Genomic DNA, 20,798 nt, shown 5'->3' on the forward strand with positions numbered 1-20,798 from the left:
CCTAGCCTCCCGGTGGGCCCGGTGGGCCGTAAACGATCTGAAACATCCATACGAGGAAGCCGTAACCGCCGACAACTCCTATGGCGACGATCGGCCAAATGCCAAAAGCAAGGACGAGGAAAGCAAGCAATTCCTTGCGTCGGCCAGACGCCGGTGGCTGGGCATCAGTGGCCCCAGCGGATTGTGCCGTGTCCTGGGTCATGACCTCCTCATGGGCCTTGGACAGGTCAAACAGTCCCACATGTCCCATGCGGGTACTCGGTCAAAGACTACTCAAAAACGCCTCTGCTTCAATCCCCAATCATGACCATGCACGGAAACAGCTGGGAGACAATGGCGGGCGCGGACGATCCGAGAATGTTTTGCATGTCCTAAACTGCCTGTTAGTCTCGCCCCTCCGGATCAGCAATGCGGGACTCTCACCTTTTGCACGCGCCATTTTCGCTCAACCAATTCATTGCTCCTTCGTTTCCCATTCCCTGTGAGTTAGACTTTGCCGCTTTCGCCGGCCAGGCCTAGCGCTGATAGGGCTTCGTAACCGGCCGGCAAGGCTATGCAGCCTGAGGCACCACGAAGGACCTGCAGATCTTCGGCGGCAATCGCTTTCGACCTACCGGAGCTTCAACAAGTACGCGATGATTTTTTGGTCGCCGAGATTCTGATCGATGCCGAGAACTTCAGATGCGAACAGGTCGTGAGTACCGCATCTTTGGAAGCCGAGGCGTTCATACAATTTGCAAGCCGACGACATGAAAGCTGCTGTGTGGAGCGCAAGACCCGCAGCCCCCTGCTGGCGCGCGCGCATTATGCACCATTCACAAAGCATGCGGCCGTAGCCGCGTCCCTGTACTGAGGGGGCAACTGCTAGAGTCCGCAGACCCGCCAGCCCCGAAGGCCAGCTCATACCTTCGCGTGTCGCATCTGCGTAGTAGGTGACCGTTCCAAGGAACCGCCCCTTCCGCTCGACTACTATGACGTTCGCCTCACCCCACCGTCCAGCTAAATCCTGGGCGTCCTTTAAGTATGGTTCAAAGAGGTGTGGCGACAGCTCTTTTTTGAACGGGGCAAAGGCGTTTGCTACGAGCGCGGCGACGGAATCTAATTCGTCGCGCCTTGCCAAGCGGATAACAGGTTTCGGGGGAACTTTCTGCATATCCTTACTCCGCGAAGACGCAGACGATACGCTAGGACCCTGCGCGAATGCCAAGCACGGTCATACCGTGTTGGCTCCAATCCGGTTCCGAGTCGTTGGGAGTGCGACTGCATGCGGAAAATCGGTTTCGTTTCATGTGACTAGCATACATAAGCCAAAAACTTATGTCAGCAGGCTATGAAGTCTGTGAATTCTCAACAATAGGAATTGAGGTCTTTGCAGGCTGGCAACATTTGGGCGACCTCGGCGGAAAGCAGTCATTCCATAAACGACAGTACCCCCCGCCTCATGGTACGGTGGGCAACGCTTCACCCCCCGTCCTTGCGCACGTATCGCGCCATCGCGCTGGCGGCATGCCGAATTCGCGCTTGAAGGCGCGGTTGAACGCTTCCTCCGATTCATAGCCGACGCTGTGGGCCAGTTGAGCGATCGTCTGGCGTGTCTCGGTCAGATGCATTCTTGCCGGCTGCAACCGCCAGATTGTCAGATAGCGGATCGGCGGTGTGCCTACGAGCGTCGTGAAGCGTTCGACGAAGGCGCTGCGAGACATGGCGACTTCCCGTGCCAGCACATGTGGCCTCGCTGGTGCTCGCATTCCTAATCGATCCCGCCACGACGGTCACGAGGAAGGGCACGGTGGGTGACAACACGAAGATTCCGCCGGCCTTTGCGATACGCGCGCTGAAGAAACTCGCTCCCTTGCGAAGGCTTTGGCAAAGTTGGCGCCTTGGTGTGGTGACGACGAATTGATCGGGCTCATCGGGAAATCACGGATCCATTATGAAAGTTCGCAAAACCCTGGATACGAGGTAGACTGTTTTCAGGAGAAGATGGACCGAACCGGCAGCGAGATCATCCAGTTTCGTGATATTCCGCTGCGACTGCACAGGCTATGAAACTCTGTCAGAGCATACGCTTCTGCACCTCAGCCGATGGCACCCGCATCGCCGTCGCGTCGTGCGGGGATGGGCCGGTGATCCTGCGGGCTGCACACTGGCTGAGCCATGTCGACTACGATCTCGAAAGCCCGGTCTGGAGGCCGTGGCTTCAGGTGCTTTCGGCCCGCAACCGGTTTGTGCGCTACGATCCGCGCGGCTGCGGGCTTTCGGACCGGCATGTAGCCGACCTGTCCATCGAAGCGTGGCATGCCGACATGGACGCGGTGGCGGCGTCGATCGAGGAGCCGCGCTTCGTCCTCCTCGGACTTTCGCAGGGCGGCGCTCTCGCCATCGCATATGCCCTCAGGCATGCCGAGCGTGTATCGCATCTGGTGCTGCTGAACGCCTATGGCCAAGGCAGGCAGGTCCGGGCCCAGACGGAAGCCGAGCGGCTGGAGGCGGAGACGCTCGTCAACTTCGTTCGCATCGGCTGGGGACGCGACAATCCGGCATTCTGCCAGTTCTTCACCAACCTCTTCATACCCGATGGGACGCCCGAACAGCATCGCTGGTGGGGCGATCTCGAGAGGATAACGGCAACTGCCGACGTCGCCGCGCAACTGCTCTGGCACATGCAGCGGATCGACGTGTCGGATCTTGCGGTCAAGCTCCGCATCCCGACATTGGTCGCACATAGCCGCGGCGACATGCGCGTGCCGTTCGACGAAGGCTGCCGGCTTGCGGCCGCGATCCCGGGCGCCCGCTTCGTGCCACTTGAGAGCAGGAACCACGTACTCCTGCCGGACGAGCCTGCCTGGGCGGTGTTCCAGACCGAACTTGCGGCCTTCCTCGGGCAGGATTCCTTCGAACAGTCCCATCCGATCCCTGCTGCCGGGCTGACACCCGCCGAGGCGGTGATTCTGGGCCTCGTTGCGGAAGGGCTCGACAACCGTGCGATCGCGGACCGCATCGGCAAGAGCGTGAAGACTGTCCGCAACCAGCTGTCGGTGATCTTCAGCAAGCTCGGCGTGCACAGCCGGTCTCAGGCGATCGTCATGACGCTGTCTGCAGGTGCCGACCGCCGCAGGCGGGGTTGACCGTAGTCTGTCTCGCAGACGGGACATCTGTCCCCTTAAATCGGCGGATTTTCTTATCCGCGCGGGACAGCCGCCTCATGCCCGCCGCCAGGGCAGACCTCATTCTTGGGCTGACGGAGCGGCAGATGCCCTTCGAAGACAAGGAGGAGCCCAACATGACACAACTCGACGAAACCATCCTCAACGAACTCGTCGGCCGCGTCCTTGGCGACCTTGGCGGAGCTGTCAGCGTGCCGCTGGTGCGGATTGGAGATGCGCTCGGCCTGTACAAGACCCTCAAGGAGATCGGGCCGGCGAACGCCGACGAGCTTGCTGATGCCGCAGGCTGCGCGCCGCGCTATGTGCGCGAGTGGCTGGCGGCACAGGCGGCCTCGGGCTATGTGCGCCACGAGGGTGGACGATTCTGGCTGACGCCCGAGCAGTCATTCGTGTTCGCGGAACCTGATAGCCCGGTCAATCTGATCGGCGCGTTCGACACCGCCGCCGCGATGGCCGAAAACCAGCCGAAGGTGCAGCTGGCCTTCAAGACCGGGCGCGGCGTTGCCTGGGGGGATCAGGCAGGGTGCATGTTCTGCGCCGTGGCGAGGCTGTTCCGGCCGGGTTATGTGAACGCCCTCGTGCAAGAGTGGCTGCCGGCGCTCGATGGTGTCGTAGACAAGTTGAAGGCGGGCGCCACGGTGGCCGACGTCGGGTGCGGCCACGGGCTGTCCACAATCCTGATGGCGCAGGCGTTCCCCAAGTCGCGCTTCACCGGCTACGATTTCCACCCGGCATCGATTGCCGCCGCGACCGCGCACGCCCGGGCACACGGGTTGACGAACCTGCGCTTCGAGGTCGGTAAGGCGCAGGATTTCGAAGGACGCGATTTCGATCTGATCACCTGCTTCGACTGCCTGCACGACATGGGCGATCCCGAGGCCGCGGCTGCGCATATCAGAAAGGCGCTGAAGGACACCGGGACATGGATGGTGGTAGAGCCGATGGCCGGCGACACGCTGGAGGACAATATCAATCCTGTCGGACGGCTCTATTATTCGGCCTCGACGATGATCTGCGTTCCCACTTCTCTGGCGCAGGAGACCGGACTCGCGCTTGGCGCACAGGCGGGAGAGAAGCGACTGGCCAAGGTGATCCGGTCCGGCGGGTTTGCTCATGTCCGGCGGGCTGCCCAGACCCCGCTCAACATGGTGCTCGAAGCGACCTGACGGCAAAGGATGGCGCCCGCATTCGGTCATATGCGGCGCGGGTGCGTCTGCCGAGGCCTGCACTGCAGGATCTTTGTATTTCTCCTGCGGGGCCGGCAGCGGTCAGTCTACTTCCAGACGGCGACAGAGGATAGCCGCCATTCAGCAACCGAGCTCGTGTCGCTCGTTCCGGGCTGGCGGTTCCAAACCTCGGAAGCGGTCACTCGCAGGTTCAGGAAGAGCACTCAAAGGTCAATCTACTGTCATTGCCGAATATGGATTGCGCGGCACATATACGACCCAACTTGCCAGCAGAGCTCGAGGTCCCGTCGGAAGCCGACCTTGCCGCTTATGCTGATCCTTGCGCTCCGGTTCCTACTGAAAACGACCGCGGGATCGATACAATGCGCATGTGACGATGGGCTGGCTGTCGATGCGGGAAGGCCAAGCCGCATATCGGAACTCTTCCATCATTGATTTCCGACCGCCCTCCCAAAGGCCATCTCGCTGGCCCTGTTGTCGGCCACGCCCCAGACCGGCTCCGAAAGCGGCACCACCCATGGTGCTGCGGCGAACGGCGACAGTTCGGCGCTCGCAAGGTCGACGGCAGTATCGACGAAGGATTGACCGGGACGGCCGTTCAACGATTTTTCGATCTCCGCATAGACCGCCACATCCGTATAGCCTGCCTTGCGCCAGACGCTTTCCAGATATCCGGCGAACTGGTGGATCATGTCGGGACGCACCAGCATCTTTTCGGCCTGACGCCCGGTCAGGTAATCCGTAGGCTTCACGCTCCATCTCCGATCGTCGGCAACCACGTGAAACGTTCCTTCCGCGCTCCTGTCGTAAATGCGCATCCGCCAGGAGAAGCGGTGCCCTTCACCACTCCAGCGTACGTCGGAATCAAAGGCGAGAGACCGTAGCGGCACGGCGACCTGAACGACCACCCAGAGCCCGAGCGCCAACAGGACGATCCGGGCCAAAGGTTGCCCGGCTGCCGGACGGGGTATCGATGGGCGTGGCGGCATCTGCCCGAACCGGTCGGCCAGCCACCATGCGAAACGGCGCGGCCAGTCGGGATCGAAGAAGATCGTGGTTGCCGCGATGGTGAGCCATGGAAAGATGCCGATGTTGAAGAAGCCGGAATTGGCAGCATGGAACACGCAATAGATCAGGAAGACCGGCAGCCGAGTCCGCCGCCATAAAAGAAGCGGAGCGCCGACGATATGCAGGACGATAGTGCCCCACGCGCCTGCGATGATGATCCAGTCATACTGGAAGAGAAAGCCGAACGGGTGCTCGCCTGCCTGCTCGCGCAGCCATAGCCCGAGCGGCTCGCCGACCAGCCAGTCCGGCGTCAGTTTGACGAGGCCGGCGAAGATCAGCATGATCTCGGTCTGCGCCCGGATGGCGAATACCGCCGCATAAGGGATATGCCCACTTCCGCCACGGGGGAAAAGCCAGGCGTCGAAGGACAGCGTCCGATGCGCCGGCAGGAAGCACATGAGCACGAGATACAGCACGACCAGATAGAAGTGGTTCAGATACTCGGCCTTGTCGAGCAGGAAGAAGTAACCGAAGCCGACGGTCAGCACGACAATGAACAGCCGGTAGCAAAATCCAATCATTACGCAGAATGCGGAGATGCCCACCAGCAGCCAGGCGATATGAATCCATGGCTCGGGGAGCGGCATCACCCAGCCGAAACCGGGATAAGTGAAGTGGAATTCAGGTGCGACCCAGTAACGCCACACCCGATCGTATTTGATGAAACGCCAGCAATCCCATACCAGAAGGCCACCGAGAGCGATGCGAAACAAGGCAAGGGACTGGCCCGATACGGGCGTGGAAAGCCGCGTTGCAATTCGGGATAGGAGGGGATCAGGCATGCCCATGTTCATGATACCATCCTTCGCACCTACAGTGTTGCATGGAATACGGCGGTTGCTCAGGCGTTATTCCACCGATTGCAGGAAAAAATGAAACCCACAATGACCAACGGCCATCTGGAAGTGATCTATGACGGCGACTGCCCGGTCTGTGCGTCATGGATGCGCATGGTGCGGCTTCGCGAACGGGTTCATACCGTCGAACTCATCGATGCCCGGTCCGGCGACCCGCGGGTCACGGCACTCGCGGCCACCGGCTACGATCTCGATGAAGGCATCGTTCTTATCTGGAACGGACATGTCCATCATGGCGCCGAAGCCATGCGTCTTCTAGCAATCCTCTCCGCCGAGGACGGCTGGTTCAACCATATTCAGCGACGGATCTTCTCTTCGCCATCGCGGGCACGGCATCTTTATCCCTGGCTGGCACGCGGCCGCCGGCTTCTGCTCCGGCTGCTCGGACGCAATCCTGTTGGCGCCGGAAAAAAATTGGTGCCTCCCGGGAATAGAATGGGTGGGAGGCCGTAGTCCTTGCAGGGCCCGGACAAAGGGGTCGCAAGCAAGGAGAAAACTTATGAAGCGCCTCATCATCTTTCTGGCCTCCGGGGCGGCCTTTGCCGTGATCGGTGCTACGCCCGCTCTCGCCGACGACGACCGCCGCCTGCTCCGGCACCTCGGGCATGGCATCATGGATCGTGACCTTTCGGAGCACTATGCCCGGCATGGATTCCACGACGACGATGCCCACGGGAGCAAATGGGGCAATTCCCGCTTAAATCGGGACGACGACGATGACGACGATGATGGCGGGCGCAGACGGCATGGCGGCGGACGCGACGATGATGACGATGACGATGACGATGACGATGATTGATCGCATCGCTGCCGATCCGTGCTAGCATTGCCACGAAGGGCTGCGCTGTGACCAAGGGCGGCCCTTGCTCCATCAGTCGGCAGCGGCAGGCCCGGTCCGTGAGTAGAAAGAGATGGAACCATGCCGAAACTGCTTCTGGCCCTGCTCATCTTCAGCCTGGCATTTGCAATCGAGCGCGCGCCACCCGGCGATTTCAACCTCGTCAAAGCCGCTCTGGCGGATGATGATGACGACGATGGCGGTGGGAGAGGCGGCTTCTCGGCAAGGAATGACGACGATGATGACAATGGTGTTTTGCGCAGGTCCGTTCGGCGGCGGCAGGCGTCGCGCCCTGCAGCACCCCCTCCTCCCCCGCCAATTCGTGCTCCCGACGAGATCGTGGTGCAGGGGCTGAACGATGGCGATCTCGATCAGTTGCTCGGTGCAGGTTTCTCCATAATCCGCGAGATCAATCTGCAAGACGGGCAGTCGCTGCGGCGGTTGCGCAAACCTGCCGCATTGACGCTGGGCGAAGCGAGAGATGCCGTCCGACAGTATGAATCGGGCGGGAACGCCGATTTCAATCACTTCTATCGTGGCGAGAGTGGCACGGCCTGCCTGAGTCCCGACTGTCCCGCGCGCCAGATGATTGCATGGCCGGTGTCTTCGGGTTGCGGCGGCACGCCGCCCCGGATCGGCATGGTGGATACCGGCCTAAATGCCGGCCACGAGGCTCTTGCGAATTCCGAAATCGTTGTTCACCGGCTGGAAAGCGGCGACCGGCCTTCTGACGCGATGCATGGAACCGCCGTGGCGGCACTTCTGGTCGGCAGCCCTTCTTCCCGGGCGCCGGGATTGGTGCCGCACATGTCGCTGGTCGCCGTCGATGCCTTCCACAAGGTCGGGGCGGACGAACGCGCCGATGTCTTCGCCTTGATCGAAGCGCTCGATCTGCTGGAGCGGCAGAGAGTCCGGATCATTAATCTGAGCCTGTCCGGACCACCCAATATGCTACTGGAGCGGAGGGTTTCCGAACTTGACGTACGCGAGGTCCTGGTGGTGGCAGCCGCCGGCAATGGCGGCCCGAATGCCGACCCCGCCTACCCGGCCGGATATGAGACGGTTCTGGCGGTGACCGCGGTGGACCGCCGCGGCCGGATCTACCGCCGCGCCGGCCGTGGCCCGCACATCGACCTCGCCGCTCCCGGTGTGGCCGTCTGGACGGCGGCGTCGATCCGGGGAACACGCACCAAAACCGGTACGTCCTTCGCGGCGCCTTTCGTCACGGCCACGGCCGCGCTGATGCTGGAGGCGGATCGAGATCTCGTGCCGGCCAACCTGCGCCGTCGTCTGCTCGACAGCGCGAACGATCTCGGAGAAGCGGGCCGCGACGATATATTTGGGCACGGCCTTTTGAAAATTCCGCCCCTCTGCGAGAACCGGAGGGGCTGAGGGCGAGCCGTCGGAAGAGCACGGCAAGAGCTACTGGACTTTTGCGCCATGCCCAAGGATAACGGGCATGCCGCGATCCTGTCCGGCCTGCGTCAAGAACAACATTGCCTGCCGCGAGCTTATGGTGGACTCCAGGGCCGATATCGGAGAGCAGATCATCGCGTTCCTGCCGAACATGCGGCGTTTCGCGATATCGCTCTGCCGATCCCGGGACGTGGCCGACGATCTCGTTCAGGCCGCATGCGAGCGCGCATTGCAGCAGGCGGAAAGCTTCATTCCCGGCACGCGCTTCGATGCCTGGATGCTACGCATCCTGCGCAATCTCTGGATTGATCAGCTCCGACGGCAGAAGACGGCGGGCCCGCAGGAGGATGTCTCGCAGCGGTTCGATCTCGTCGGTGCGTCGGGCGAGCGCGAGACGGAAGCCCGGTTGACGCTTGGATCGGTATCACAGGCCATTTCGGCGCTGGCCGACGAGCAGCGCGAGGTGCTTCTGCTCGTCTGCGTGGAGGGACTGTCCTACCGCGAAACCGCGGACGTGATCGGCGTTCCGATCGGCACCGTGATGAGCCGGCTCGCTCGCGCCCGCAAGAATATAGCGGCGGCAACCGGAATAAACCCGAACGACGGCCGTTTAGGCCAATCTTAGGCAAGGAACGGAAGATGGCGATCTTCTCCGATGAAACGATCATGAGCTATGTCGACGGCGAGTTGGACGAGGCAACGTCGGGCGAGATCGAGACCGCGCTGGCGTCGGACGCCGAATTGCGTGCCCGCGTCGATCTCTTCGCGCAGACTCGTCTTGCGGCACGGGAGGCGCTGGAGCCGATGCTCGACGAGCCGGTGCCCCAGAACCTCAAGGCTTTGGTAGAGGCGATGGTGGCAAGGTCGAGGCAGTCGGTTGCCGACCCCGTGCCGCACTCCGCAACCGCAAAGCGCGTACTCGTCCCGGCAAACGACTGGCAACGGCTCGCTGCGGCGGCCTGCATCGCAGGCTTGCTCGGCGTGACGGCCGGTTACTACATGGCGGACGGCAGCATGGAGCCTTCCGGGCTCCAAATCGCAGCCGCGGACCCACAAGCTTTGTTTGCGGCGTTGCGGACGGCGCCCTCCGGCGAGGAACTGACGCTGCTCGGCAGCGCCGAAAGGTTCCGGGTCATCGCCAGCTTTCACGACCACCAGCAAGCGCTCTGCCGCGAATTCGAGCTGGACATGGCCGACAAGACAAAGCTGACATCCGTGGCCTGCGACGACAACGGCCAGTGGCGTGTCCGGTTCGCGGTCAATGCGCCGGAGGATACGGCCAGCTACGCGCCGGCGTCGTCGGGTGAAGCACTGGATGCCTATCTGACCGCGATCCAGGCAGGTGATCCCCTATCGGCCGACGCGGAAAGACAGGCGCTGGAAAAGCTGGAGCAGCGCGGGGAATAAAGGTCCCGCCCGCCCGTTCCTCCCACGGACCGGCAAGGTCCGATCAACAGAGGAACAAGACCATGAACAAGCTGAAGATGACCACGGCCATGGTAGCCGGCACGGCGGCTCTGACCGTCGGCGTTGCCGCGGCGCGCGAGAACCCCTTGCCCGTCAACCCGGTTCAGCTGGAGCGGCCGGCGCAATCCGAAAGGAAGATGTCGAGTAGCGCGGACGGATCATATATCGTGGCTGGCAACAGCTCGTCGAATTCGTCGAGTAACTCGAGTTCGAACTCATCATCCAATTCGTCGTCGAATTCGTCCAGCAACTCAAGCTCCAACTCTTCCAGCAACTCGAGCTCCAACTCCTCCAACAATTCCAGCTCGAATTCCTCGTCCAACTCCTCGAGCAACTCCAACTCGAACTCCTCGTCCGGTCCGGGCTGGAATTCCCGCTCGAACAGCTCGGCCAACCGGTCGCCGTCGCGCCGGACGGATCCGATCACCCGGCACATCCGGAGCTTCCTGAAGAACTTCTAGACCCAGGGCGCAAGTGGCCAGACAAAGGAACGCCCGGCAGACCATGTCTCCGGGCGTTCTTTTCCGGCTGAAGAAAGGCGCGGCGCGGTCAGGTGCGGACACGCGCGAACTTGCGGTACCAGCCTTCCCCGGCGATCGTCTGCCGGTGGACCTTTTCCTTCTCGGCCGCTTCCCCTAGAGTTTCGGCGCGGATTTCGGCCTCGGCGAACACATCCTCCCGACGGAACGGTATGACCTGGACCAGCGGCGTGCCTTTCTCGATCGTGTAAAGCCCGTCCGCAGCCGTCGCGAAGAAGGGGAAGTGGATTTCCGCCACGTAATTGTCCGTGTCCACCACGCCGGCCGCGCATTCGAAAGGCTGGCCCGGCCGGTTGAGCGGCGGAACGAACAGGCAGCTCCAGCCCGGGGCCGTGCGCACCGCCCAGTAGTTGTGGAATTTGCAGGGCGGGCTCGGCTCGCGCGGATTGCCGGCGACCTGATGCGCGCCGTGATTGCTAACCATGATGCGGTCGAACTCCCAGCCGGCATCGACGATGGTGCCGCCTTCCCTGATGTCCAGCCGCACCGTGGCGGCCAGCGTCAGCAGCCATCCGCTCATCATCGCATCGAGAAACGGCATGCAGCGCTTCACCGTCAGGCCGTTGTTGGTGGTTGACACGTGGTCACGGCTGACGGGCGGAAGCTTGCGGAACCAGTCCGGCAAATGGGATTTGGCGGTAATAGGCGGCGCGATCACGCCCTCGTCTTCTGGCCGGCACAGGAAAGTCAGATTGTGCGCTCCGGGCGACCTCCAGTGGAACATGTCCGTCTCCTTGTCGATAGTGACGGGTCAACGGACGAACCCCAGCAATATTCCATGCCGACATTCGATCGGCGACTTTTCTGCTTTCCGGGTAGAGCCCGGCGACAGCATTACATCTGGGCTAGGCCACGAAATTTCCATCGCCACGTCGAGTTCGGCTTGATCGAAGGGAGGCGCGCAGGCGCTCGCCAGTTGCGAAGACCCATCTCGCATCGGATGCCGTTGGATGCGGTTCGATAAAGGAGAACAGGACGTACTTGGACCGCGTCGCGCTCTGACAGAACTCGGTCACTGGTCGCTGAGACGAGCCGTGCCACCACGGCATCCTCGGTACGATCGCTGGCACGCGGTCCGGCCGCCACATTGGTCGGCTTCATCCCGGTTCTGGCTCATCTTGCGCGTGCCCTCGACGCGAGTGATCAGAAGGCGTACGCTAGCTATTCCGCTGCGTTGTGACCTGACGAACCGGACCGGGGCTTCCATGACTGCTCACGGCTCCCGTAGATGCTTGCAAAGATCGGTCAGGCGGATAACGGCGTAGAGGAGACCTGCCTCGTCATCGAAGAATTCGGACCTGCCATACGCGTGGATAACGACGAAGTTCCAGGACGGAATGATCTTGTCATGCTCCCGCCTAGAAGGGTTCCAGCTCGGCGTTACATAAGCGAAAGCTGTCCCTCGCCTAACCACCAGCTTGAGCCACTCAGTGAAGGCCGCGGGCTGCGAACCGAATGCCATATCGACCCTATTCCTTAGCGGCGCGCCACAAGACCTTGCGTCTTCGCCAGAACCTGCACCGCGTCGAGCACGTCTCTGGTCGAGAAGATCGCGCTGGCCGGCATTGGAGCTTCCGCTCGGCTCAAGCACGATCCGTTCGGACCCGTCATGACCGCTCCCGGTTCCTGCCCAGCGGGACGACGTGCGGGGTACCGACCACGGGATCGGGCACGACGAGGCAGCGCAGGCCGAAGACCTCTTCCACCAATTCGGCCGTGACGATCTGCGACGGCGCTCCCTCGGCAACGACGGCGCCATCCTTCATGGCGATCAGATGGGTGCCGAAACGGGCGGCGTGGTTGAGGTCGTGCAGCACGGCGACCAGGGTGTGTCCGGCATGGTTGAGGTCGGTGAACAGTTCCATCAGTTCGATCTGGTGCGTGATGTCGAGGAAGGTCGTGGGCTCATCGAGCAGCAGGATGTCGGTGTGCTGCGCGAGCGCCATCGCCACCCACACCCGCTGCCGTTGCCCGCCCGAAAGCTCGTCGACCAGCCGGCCCGACAGATTGGTGACGGCAGCGGCAGCCATGGCATCCAGTACGGCCTGCTCGTCGGCCTCGGTCCACGTTCGCATGAACCCCTGATGCGGATATCTGCCTCGCGCCACCAGGCCGGCGACGGTGATCCCATCGGGAGCGATCGAGGTCTGCGGCAGCAATCCGATCCGCCGCGCCACTTCCTTGGTCTTGTAGGACTGGATGTTCGCACCGTCGAGGACGACCCGCCCAGCAGAAGGCCTGAGCAGCCGCGACAGTCCGCGCAGCAGCGTCGACTTGCCACACGCATTCGGGCCCACGATCACCGTGAACGACCTGTCCGGAATCGACACTGACAGGTCCTCGCTGACGATGCGCTTATCGTACCCGATGGATGCTCCCTCGACGTGGAGCCGGGAACTGGCGGTGTGTCGAGCGTCGGGCATGGCGGATCGGGCTTTCGGAGTCGCGGAACGGATGGAGTGGGCAAAAGTGTTCACAGGCGTCGCCTCGCTTCGATGAACAGCAGCCAGCCGAGATAGCCGCCGCCGATCATCACGGTGATCAGGCCGACCGGCAGCGGGGTCGGGGCGATGTGTTGGGCAACGAAGTCCGCCGCTCCCAGCAGCAGAGCGCCTGCAAGGGCGGCGGGCGCGAGGGTGATCCCGGCGGTGCGGCCTAGCCTGCGGGCGATCTGCGGAGCTGCCAAAGCGATGAACGCGATGGGCCCGGACGCCGCGGTCACCGTCGCCGTCAGCGCCACGCCCACGACGATCAGGCCCAGCCGAGCGTCTGCGATTCGTACCCCCTGGGAGGCGGCGGTATCGTCTCCCAGTTCCATTTGCCGCATCGGTCGGCTCAGCACTCCCGCGAGCATCAGCAGCGCGGCGATGAGCGCGCCACCGAGCGCGACCTGATCCCAGGACACTGCGTTGAGCGACCCGGCGCCCCAGGCGGCGGCAGACATCGCCACTTCCAGGTCGGCTCGGAGCATCATCCAGGTGTTCACAGAGGTGAGCATCGCGGAGACTCCGATTCCTACGACGATGAGCCTGAACCCCTGCACGCCGCGCCGCCAAGCGAGGACGTACACCAGCATCGCGGTCGCGATGCCGCCCAGCAGAGCGCCGCCCGCAACCTCCAGGTAGCCGCCGTCGATCAGCATGATGACGATCAGCGCACCGGTATAGGAGCCGGAGTCGAACCCGATCACGTCGGGCGATGCCAAAGGGTTGCGGGTCAGCGACTGGAACATCGCCCCGCTGACCCCCAGCGCAGCGCCGAACACCACCGTCGCCGTCATCCGGGGCAGCCGCCATTCGACCACGATTTCGTGAATGAGGCCGGCCTCTCCACCGGTGAGGGCGGATACCACCTGGCCGACGCTGAGCTGATACGAGCCGGTCGCCAGAGCGACCAGCGCGAGCACGATCACCGCGACCGCAAGCGCGACGCAGACGACAATGCTCCGCAGATCGATCCGCAACCCGAGCCGCCTCCTGCGCACCACGAGCGTCGGCCTCCCGAAGTCCACTCGGTTCTCGCACATCGCGCGACCGAAGCGAGACGAAACGATGCTCACAGCCCGCTCGCTTTCCTGCGCCGTACCAGCACGATCAGCACAGGGGCGCCTACGAACGCCGTCACGATCCCGACCGGGATCTCACTGGGTGCCATGACAACCCGGCCGAGGACGTCGGAGGCCAGCAGCAGGCTCGGAGCAAGCAGCACGCTGTAGGCGAAGATCCAGCGCTGATCCGGGCCCACGATCCAGCGGGCGACATGTGGGACCATCAGTCCGACGAAGCCGATCGGCCCGGCGATCGCAGTCGCGCCGCCGGCCAGCAGGGTGATCGCGGCCACGCTAAGTATCCGGGTCCGCACCAGCCTGACTCCTTGCGACGCCGCCAGTTCATCGCCGAGAGCCATCGCGTTGAGCGATCTGGATGTGATGAGCGCCAGCACAAGCGCCACCCCCAAGAGCGGTAGCACCGGCCACACGATCTCCAGCGGACGTCCCAGGATCGAGCCCGCGCCCCAGGCACGCATCTGATCGAAGGCGTCGGGGTTCGTCATGGTCAGCGCGGACGTGGCGCCCCCGAGAACCGCGCCTACGCATACCCCCGCAAGCACCATCACGACCGGGGACTGGCCGCGTCTGGTCGACCCGAGAGCGAGCACCACGATCGTAACGACCAGCGCTCCGACGAACGCGAACCACATGTAGCCGCGGATGTCGCTGACGCCGAGCAGTCCCACGGCGACCGTCACCGCGAAGGACGCGCCCGCGTTGACGCCGAGGATGCCCGGATCGGCCAGAGGGTTGCGGGTCAGCGCCTGGGTCAACGCTCCCGAGATCCCAAACGCTGCGCCCACCGCGAGCCCGACGATCGTGCGCGGCAGCCGGAAGTCGCTGATCGCGAAGTGATCGAAGTCATCCGACGGATTAAACAGGGCATCCCACACCACCGATGGCGCGATCGCCTGCGACCCGACCATCACGCTCAGCACCGTCACGATGGTCAAGGCGGCCAGAGCAGCGACCAACCCGGCAAATCGACGGCGCCGGAGCGCGATCAGCGGCGCCGGTGGTTCCTTGTCCGTGACAGGCGTCACCCCCATGAGAACTCGCCGGGTGATGCCCTCACTCATCCTTCGGGAGCGCTGCGAGGCCACGGTCGAGCGATTCCATGTACCGCGAGTTGCCCGGGTAGGACCTGTCCAGCGGGCAGTAGATGCCGACGGTGCGACCGGACTTCACGGCAGGAAGCGCCTGCCACGCGCTGGACTCCGTCATGGGGCGGAATGCTTCCGTCACGTTGCCCTTGTGATCGACGGGATACAGGATCACGTCGTAGTCCGCCAACGCGCCGATCTGCTCGTACGACCGGCTTTGGCCTCCTTCGCCCAGATCGGCGATGTCGAGACCGACATCCGCCCGCACGACCTCGGTGCAGGTCGAGCCGTTGAGATGGAACACAGCCACCTTGGAGAACTCCCCACTGCCGACTTCGACGAACGTGTCGTTCTTGATAGTCTCCGCGTACTTTGTTTTGATCGCGGCGACCTGCTGGTCGTAGTCCGCCTTCTGCTTGTTGAGCACGTCGACTTTGTTGCTTGCCTCCGCGACTACCTCGACACGTCGTTTCCAATCGCTATGGAAACCCAGGAGAATTGTCGGGGCGATCGCTTCCAATTTCTCCTTCATCTGCTCGAAGTCGGCGTTGGGAACCGAGATGAAGATAAGATCGGGCTTGAGGCTCGCCAGCTTCTCGAGGTCGGCTTCACTGGCGCTCGTCCCGAGAAGTGTCGCTGCTTCGTACGCGGCCTGCTGATCCTCGAGCAAGGCATCGAAATCGCCCTGCCTGAGCTTCGTGACCGCGATCGGCTTGCCGCCGAGCGCGAGGAATGACCCGTTGGCCCTGCCGAGAGTTGCGATCCGCTGCGGGTTGGCGGGAGCCTCAATTGTCCCGTTGTCAGCGTTGATAGTGCGGGTTTCCTGCGCCGAGGCACCGATGGCTGCAGAAAGAACGAGCGAGACGCCCAGCAAGGCGGCGGTCAGAACCGCAGTGGGCCGTCTCAGGGAGGGTATGATCATGGCTGTGTTCTTCTTTCTCTTCCTTGGGCGGAGAGGTGGTTGAAACTCTGGACAACTACGCCGCGAGGTGACGTTTGAGAAAGTCACCGCCATCAGAATTGAAATGCGGTCGAAAGGCGGAATGTGCGCGGTGCGCCGAGCTGGATGTATCTGGTGTTCGTTCCCGACCAATAGTCCTTGTCGAACACGTTATCGACATTGAAGCGGACCGTGATCGGCTTGTCGTTCCATGGCGAGTCGAAGGTGTAGCGCGCGCCGAGATCGACGACCGTCCAGGACGGGATCTTCAAGTCGTCCCTGGAACTGCTGGCTATTTGATCGCCGGTGTAGGTGATACGGCCGGTCAGGGTCAGACCTTGCAGGAACGGCGTATCCCATTCGGCGCCGACCACGGTCCGTATGCGCGCCGAGCCATCTGCCCTGTTGCCGTCATTGAGACCGCCCTGTGTCTTCGTCAGCCGGGCGTCGAGCAGCGTAACGCCGCCCATCAGGCGAAGGCCGGGCATGAACTCGCCATAGGCGTTCAGCTCGATACCGCGATTGCGCTGTTCGCCGTCGAGGGTCAATGTCTGAGGGTTGTTGACAGGGTCGATAGGGTCGTCAATGGCAATGGTGTTCGGCTGGGCGATCTGGAACGCCGCCAGCGTCGTCGTCACCGTACCCCAATCGACCTTGACGCCCGCTTCGTACTGCTTGCTGACATAGGGTGGAAAGACTTCGCCAGCATTTGCGTACGACGTGCCGACTATAGTTCCCCGCTGCAGGTTTTCTATATAGTTGGCGTAGAGTGAGACGTTCTCCCATGGCTTGACGACCAAACCGAAAGCCGGGGTCCACGCCTTGCCGTCATAACTGGAGGTTTTGTCGCCGGTTGTCGTGTTGAAATTGTCGGATGCCACTTCCTGGTAGCGGATGCCTGCGGTGAACTGGATCCGCTCATCGAGGATCGATAAGGTGTCGGCGACGCCGATGCTCGAGACGCGGCTTTCGCTTGTTTTCTTGGGATCGCCTGGACTAGTGAGGAACGGAGCGGGCCCGAAGATCGGATTGTAAAGGTTCGTGGTGTAGGTATACGGGGTTGAGAATTCCGCCGATCCATTCTCCATCCAGGACTGTGAGAGATTGAGGCTGAGGGCATGGTCCACCGGTCCGGTCGACGCCGTCGCCCTCAAACCGCCCTGCATGGACAATACGTCATAGGAATAATTCGAGTACTCGGCGCTGTTCCACCCAAAAGTTCCGTCCACATTGCGCAGTGTCGGTTGGCTCGGGCCTATCAGTGTGAGATCCAGTTTCTGCTTGCCGATGGCGCCATAAGCCGTGACATTGTCGGTAATGTCGACCTCTCCCCGCACCATTCCCCCGGTCAATCTGCTGCGTTGTTCGCTCCATTCGGGATGGAGGCTGGTTCCGGCGTCGGGAGCCTCCGGAATGAAGGCGACGCCGCCGCGGGCACCGGAAGCAGACAACTGCTGCAAGATTTGCGGGCTGGCTTCATCCATCTGATGAAAGATGTCAGCCGATAATCGGACTCGCTCGCTGCGATAATCCAGATTGAGCGCCGCCGATCCCACTTCCGCGGAGATGGGGTCCACTGACGTATCACCCTTGCGGAATGCACCATTGAAGCGCATGCCGAACTGCTTGTTCTCGCCGAAGCGTCGGCCGAAATCCACATGGGCACCCAGTTGCGAGTTCGAAATGTAGCCGGTGGTCAGCTCGGTCAGCGGTTCGTCATCGGCTTGCTTGGTGACGAGGTTGTACGAGCCGCCGACACCGCCTGCTCCGGATGCCGCCATGCCGTTTAGCAGGGCGCTCGGCCCCCTGAGCACTTCGACACGCTCGATGTAATTCATGTCCGGCGAACGCAGTGGAGCCATGCCGGGCAACCCGTTCAGACTACCGAAACCGGATGAGTGACCGGTCGAGAAGCCCCGAATGGTCATTGAGGCGTCTTCATCGCTCGGGCTGTTTTGTTTGGTCAGTATGGAAGGATCATTCGACAGAACATCCTGAACGGTCTGGGCCTGCTGATCTTTGATCGTCTTGTTCGTGTAGTTGGTCTGGGAGAACGGCGTGTTCATGACATCGCGATTACCGAGCATTCCGACCTGGCCGCCGCGTGCGACCTGACCGCCTGCGTAAGGCTCCATAGGCGCCATCGTCGAGTTCGGATTTGCGCCCTGGCCTTGGACGTTGATCGTATCAAGCACCAGCGAACCATTGGCATTTATGCTTCCTGCTTCGGCTGACATTGTCGCGTCGAGGATCGTCACCGTGTTGGCATTGGTGAAACTGTAGCGCAGGCCGGAGCCGGAAAGCATCAGCGCCAATGCCTGTTCAGTCGACATGGTGCCGGTGACTGCTGGAGCTGTGGTGCCGGCTGCGATCGAGGTTTGATAGGCGATCTGAATGCCGGTCTGGTCGGCGAGGGAGCGCAGGGCACGATTGAGCGGTTGGCGCGGAATGTTGAAACTATGTGCGCGCGCCGTCTGTGCGGCCGCTTGCGGGACGGACAGGACAGCCGGGAATACACCAAGGTAAAGCGCCGTGCTCATCATGAGCGCCGTCAACAGCCGGCGGTGTGCCCGCCGGGAAATGTCGTGTGCAGCACTATCCTTGTTCATCGAACCCCGTACCCTCTCTGAAAAACAGCCCGTGTGGGCCACTAGCCGAAGGGCGTGGGTAGTCCTGTGCCTGGTCCCTTCACTACATTGACGCGTGAGGGGGTGTTTTGCCTAAAGACGGAATCGCAACTTTTTTGAGAAAAGTCTCGCGGCGGTCAAGTGACGAGGATCACGACGCCGGGAATCCGGCGCGCCACGAGGCCCTGCGTCTTTGCAAGCGCCTGCACCGCGTCGAACGCGTCCCTGGTCGAGAAGATCGCGCTGACCGGCACGTTGGGGCCTACGCCCGGCCTGAGCACGATGCGCTCGGGCACATAGCGGCCGAGCTCGGCGATCGCCGCCGAGAACGGCTTGCCCTCGAATATAACCCTACCGTAGCGCCAGGCCATGACGACATCGGTGTCGACAGCTGAAGCCGGCAACGGCCCCTCGCCAGCCACATAGCTCGTCTGCTCGCTTGTCACGAGCTCGACCTTCCTGGCTGCCATCTCGTTGAGATCGGTCGGCGTGGCCGGCCCCGTCACGCGCACATGGCCTTCGCACACCGTAATCGTCGCCACGCCCTCGATTGCCTTCGCCGAGAACGTCGTGCCCAGCGCATCGCTGTTGCCGCCGAGCGCAGCAACCCGGAACAGCGAGGACGGATCGGGGCGGACCTTGAACTCCACCTCCCCTTTCAGCAAGGTGACGAGGCGAAGCTGAGGTGTGAAGTCCACAGCGATCGCCGTGTCGGTGTTGAGCGTGGCGACCGAGCCGTCAGGAAGCGGAATCTCGGCCTGCTCGCCCACGGCGGTCGTAAAATCCGCGTTCCACATCAATTGCAGACGCGGCACGGCGACCACGGCTGCGGCGGCCGCCGCAGCGGCGACGCCGCCTCCAATCAGAAAGCTGCGCCGGCTGATGAGGCCGTGCCCCCGGTGACGGAGGGGCGGACGAAAGGGCGGCATGCCGTCAGACTCGCCGTCAAGAACCTGCAATTGCTGCCAGAACATCCGCTCGCGCTCGAAAGCTTGGCTGTGATCAGGCGAGCGGTCGCGCCACGCCTTGAAGCGCTGGAGATCCATGTCGCTGACATTGCCGGAGGTGAGCCGCACGATCCAGTCACGCGCATCAAGGGCGATCCGGCGGTCTATGTCAGGGCGTTTGTCGGGCTCGTCCATTCACTCGGCGCAATACGGGTTCGATCGGCAGATGCACTCAGATTCGAGTGCTTCTACCTTATAGACGCGTGAGAGCGTCCTTTGCCTAAAGAGATTTTGAAAAATTCAGTCGGCCAGTTCGTCGCGGAGTTCGGCCAACCGCTCGAGTGCCCGACGGATATGGTAATAGACCGCCTCCTCGCTGATGCCGAGCGTTTCGGCGATCCGGCGATGAGGAATCTGCTCGATGCGGTTCATCAGGAAGATTCGCCGCGTCTTCGGCGGCAGCTCATCGAGCGCCGCGCACACGGAGCACAGTTTCTCCCGGCCGATCAGCACCCGCTCGGGCGATGCTTCATCAATGCTGTCCCACAGCAGCCCGCACACTTCCGCGTCGATCTCGGCGCGACGGCGCTCCTTGCGCAGATGTCCCGCGACCGTCGTGTTCGCGACCTGGGTGATGAAGCCGCCGGGGTTCTCGACCTCGCCGTCAAAGCGTGTGTTTTCAAGCTTTAGCCACACGTCCTGGATCAGATCCTCGGCCGTCGCCCGGCTACCGGTGCGCGCCTGCGCGACCGCTTCGAGGCGCGGCCGCACCTTGACGAAAGCACCGATCAGTTTTCCGAGTGTCAGCCTGTCCACGCGAACCACAATAGCAGGAAACGACAAAGCGCCTCCGACGTGTGGAGGACAAAAACGACCTAAAGGGTTGGGAAATTCCCCGCAACGGCAACGGTTTAGATTGCTCCAGCTTGGAACGACAAATCTTGCGCATCATTGTCAGGTTTAGTGTTTGATTTCATTGATCGCTGAGCGTTAGCGCACCATTGGCGGAACGGCCAAAGCATTATACGGCGCGACATTTTTTTACAGGTTGTTGCGCAACTGCAACAATCTTTGCGGCAGCCAAAGGACGGA

Annotated in this window: 21 protein-coding genes; 7 read left to right on the top strand and 14 right to left on the bottom strand. The window is 62.3% G+C overall.

Annotated elements, in window-relative coordinates:
• Position 1: 1 nt before the first annotated feature.
• From napE to ACVCNR_RS22605, 3 genes are all read right to left on the bottom strand, one after another.
• Positions 2 to 202, bottom strand: a complete 201-nt coding sequence (gene napE / locus ACVCNR_RS22595) for a periplasmic nitrate reductase, NapE protein (RefSeq protein WP_354196953.1) — start codon at positions 200 to 202, stop codon at positions 2 to 4.
• Between the two features lie 408 nt (positions 203 to 610).
• Positions 611 to 1,153 carry a GNAT family N-acetyltransferase gene (locus ACVCNR_RS22600; RefSeq protein WP_354196951.1) on the bottom strand — a complete coding sequence of 181 codons (543 nt, stop codon included), beginning with the start codon at positions 1,151 to 1,153 and terminating at the stop codon, positions 611 to 613.
• 286 nt (positions 1,154 to 1,439) lie between these two features.
• On the bottom strand, positions 1,440 to 1,748 hold the full coding sequence (locus ACVCNR_RS22605; RefSeq protein ID WP_447076600.1) for a helix-turn-helix transcriptional regulator: 309 nt from the start codon (positions 1,746 to 1,748) through the stop codon (positions 1,440 to 1,442).
• 297 nt (positions 1,749 to 2,045) lie between these two features.
• On the opposite strand from ACVCNR_RS22605, the gene ACVCNR_RS22610 reads away from it, so the two are divergent.
• Positions 2,046 to 3,128, top strand: a complete 1,083-nt coding sequence (locus ACVCNR_RS22610; protein WP_354196948.1) for an alpha/beta fold hydrolase — start codon at positions 2,046 to 2,048, stop codon at positions 3,126 to 3,128.
• 155 nt (positions 3,129 to 3,283) lie between these two features.
• Positions 3,284 to 4,333 carry a class I SAM-dependent methyltransferase gene (locus ACVCNR_RS22615; RefSeq protein ID WP_447076693.1) on the top strand — a complete coding sequence of 350 codons (1,050 nt, stop codon included), beginning with the start codon at positions 3,284 to 3,286 and terminating at the stop codon, positions 4,331 to 4,333.
• A gap of 449 nt (positions 4,334 to 4,782) precedes the next feature.
• On the opposite strand, the gene ACVCNR_RS22620 is transcribed toward ACVCNR_RS22615, so the two are convergent.
• Positions 4,783 to 6,216 carry an HTTM domain-containing protein gene (locus ACVCNR_RS22620; protein ID WP_447076601.1) on the bottom strand — a complete coding sequence of 478 codons (1,434 nt, stop codon included), beginning with the start codon at positions 6,214 to 6,216 and terminating at the stop codon, positions 4,783 to 4,785.
• A 90-nt stretch (positions 6,217 to 6,306) separates the two neighbouring features.
• Between ACVCNR_RS22620 and ACVCNR_RS22625 the strand changes: the two genes are divergently transcribed.
• The 5 genes from ACVCNR_RS22625 to ACVCNR_RS22645 all read left to right on the top strand — a co-directional run bounded on the left by ACVCNR_RS22625 (position 6,307) and on the right by ACVCNR_RS22645 (position 9,940).
• A complete protein-coding gene (locus ACVCNR_RS22625; protein WP_354196942.1) occupies positions 6,307 to 6,732 on the top strand; it encodes a thiol-disulfide oxidoreductase DCC family protein in 426 nt (141 codons plus the stop codon).
• A 46-nt stretch (positions 6,733 to 6,778) separates the two neighbouring features.
• Positions 6,779 to 7,078, top strand: a complete 300-nt coding sequence (locus ACVCNR_RS22630; RefSeq protein ID WP_447076602.1) for a hypothetical protein — start codon at positions 6,779 to 6,781, stop codon at positions 7,076 to 7,078.
• Positions 7,079 to 7,198: 120 nt separating this feature from the next.
• Positions 7,199 to 8,509, top strand: coding sequence for a S8 family serine peptidase (locus ACVCNR_RS22635; protein ID WP_447076603.1), 1,311 nt, complete (start codon positions 7,199 to 7,201; stop codon positions 8,507 to 8,509).
• Between the two features lie 121 nt (positions 8,510 to 8,630).
• Positions 8,631 to 9,158, top strand: a complete 528-nt coding sequence (locus ACVCNR_RS22640; protein ID WP_447076604.1) for an RNA polymerase sigma factor — start codon at positions 8,631 to 8,633, stop codon at positions 9,156 to 9,158.
• Between the two features lie 14 nt (positions 9,159 to 9,172).
• Positions 9,173 to 9,940, top strand: coding sequence for an anti-sigma factor family protein (locus tag ACVCNR_RS22645; protein ID WP_447076605.1), 768 nt, complete (start codon positions 9,173 to 9,175; stop codon positions 9,938 to 9,940).
• A 163-nt stretch (positions 9,941 to 10,103) separates the two neighbouring features.
• On the opposite strand, the gene ACVCNR_RS22650 is transcribed toward ACVCNR_RS22645, so the two are convergent.
• From ACVCNR_RS22650 to ACVCNR_RS22695, 10 genes are all read right to left on the bottom strand, one after another.
• Positions 10,104 to 10,436 (bottom strand): hypothetical protein, encoded by a 333-nt coding sequence (locus tag ACVCNR_RS22650; protein ID WP_354196934.1) that lies wholly within the window; start codon positions 10,434 to 10,436, stop codon positions 10,104 to 10,106.
• A gap of 113 nt (positions 10,437 to 10,549) precedes the next feature.
• The gene (locus ACVCNR_RS22655) at positions 10,550 to 11,263 is read right to left on the bottom strand and encodes a DUF6065 family protein (RefSeq protein WP_354196932.1); all 714 of its coding nucleotides are present in this window, start codon (positions 11,261 to 11,263) and stop codon (positions 10,550 to 10,552) included.
• 489 nt (positions 11,264 to 11,752) lie between these two features.
• Entirely contained in the window at positions 11,753 to 12,001 is a 249-nt protein-coding gene (locus ACVCNR_RS22660; protein ID WP_354196930.1) for an FMN-binding negative transcriptional regulator, read from the bottom strand.
• Positions 12,002 to 12,146: 145 nt separating this feature from the next.
• Positions 12,147 to 12,962 carry an ABC transporter ATP-binding protein gene (locus tag ACVCNR_RS22665; protein WP_354196928.1) on the bottom strand — a complete coding sequence of 272 codons (816 nt, stop codon included), beginning with the start codon at positions 12,960 to 12,962 and terminating at the stop codon, positions 12,147 to 12,149.
• Between the two features lie 50 nt (positions 12,963 to 13,012).
• On the bottom strand, positions 13,013 to 14,065 hold the full coding sequence (locus tag ACVCNR_RS22670; protein WP_447076694.1) for a FecCD family ABC transporter permease: 1,053 nt from the start codon (positions 14,063 to 14,065) through the stop codon (positions 13,013 to 13,015).
• Between the two features lie 29 nt (positions 14,066 to 14,094).
• Positions 14,095 to 15,138, bottom strand: coding sequence for a FecCD family ABC transporter permease (locus ACVCNR_RS22675; RefSeq protein WP_447076606.1), 1,044 nt, complete (start codon positions 15,136 to 15,138; stop codon positions 14,095 to 14,097).
• A 22-nt stretch (positions 15,139 to 15,160) separates the two neighbouring features.
• Positions 15,161 to 16,114, bottom strand: coding sequence for an ABC transporter substrate-binding protein (locus ACVCNR_RS22680; RefSeq protein ID WP_447076607.1), 954 nt, complete (start codon positions 16,112 to 16,114; stop codon positions 15,161 to 15,163).
• 92 nt (positions 16,115 to 16,206) lie between these two features.
• Positions 16,207 to 18,741, bottom strand: coding sequence for a TonB-dependent siderophore receptor (locus tag ACVCNR_RS22685; protein WP_354196920.1), 2,535 nt, complete (start codon positions 18,739 to 18,741; stop codon positions 16,207 to 16,209).
• Between the two features lie 155 nt (positions 18,742 to 18,896).
• Complete coding sequence (locus ACVCNR_RS22690) at positions 18,897 to 19,901, bottom strand: FecR family protein (RefSeq protein WP_447076608.1); 1,005 nt, start codon at positions 19,899 to 19,901, stop codon at positions 18,897 to 18,899.
• Positions 19,902 to 20,006: 105 nt separating this feature from the next.
• Entirely contained in the window at positions 20,007 to 20,549 is a 543-nt protein-coding gene (locus ACVCNR_RS22695; RefSeq protein WP_447076609.1) for an RNA polymerase sigma factor, read from the bottom strand.
• Positions 20,550 to 20,798: the final 249 nt, after the last annotated feature.

The organism is Aquamicrobium terrae (assembly GCF_052978165.1).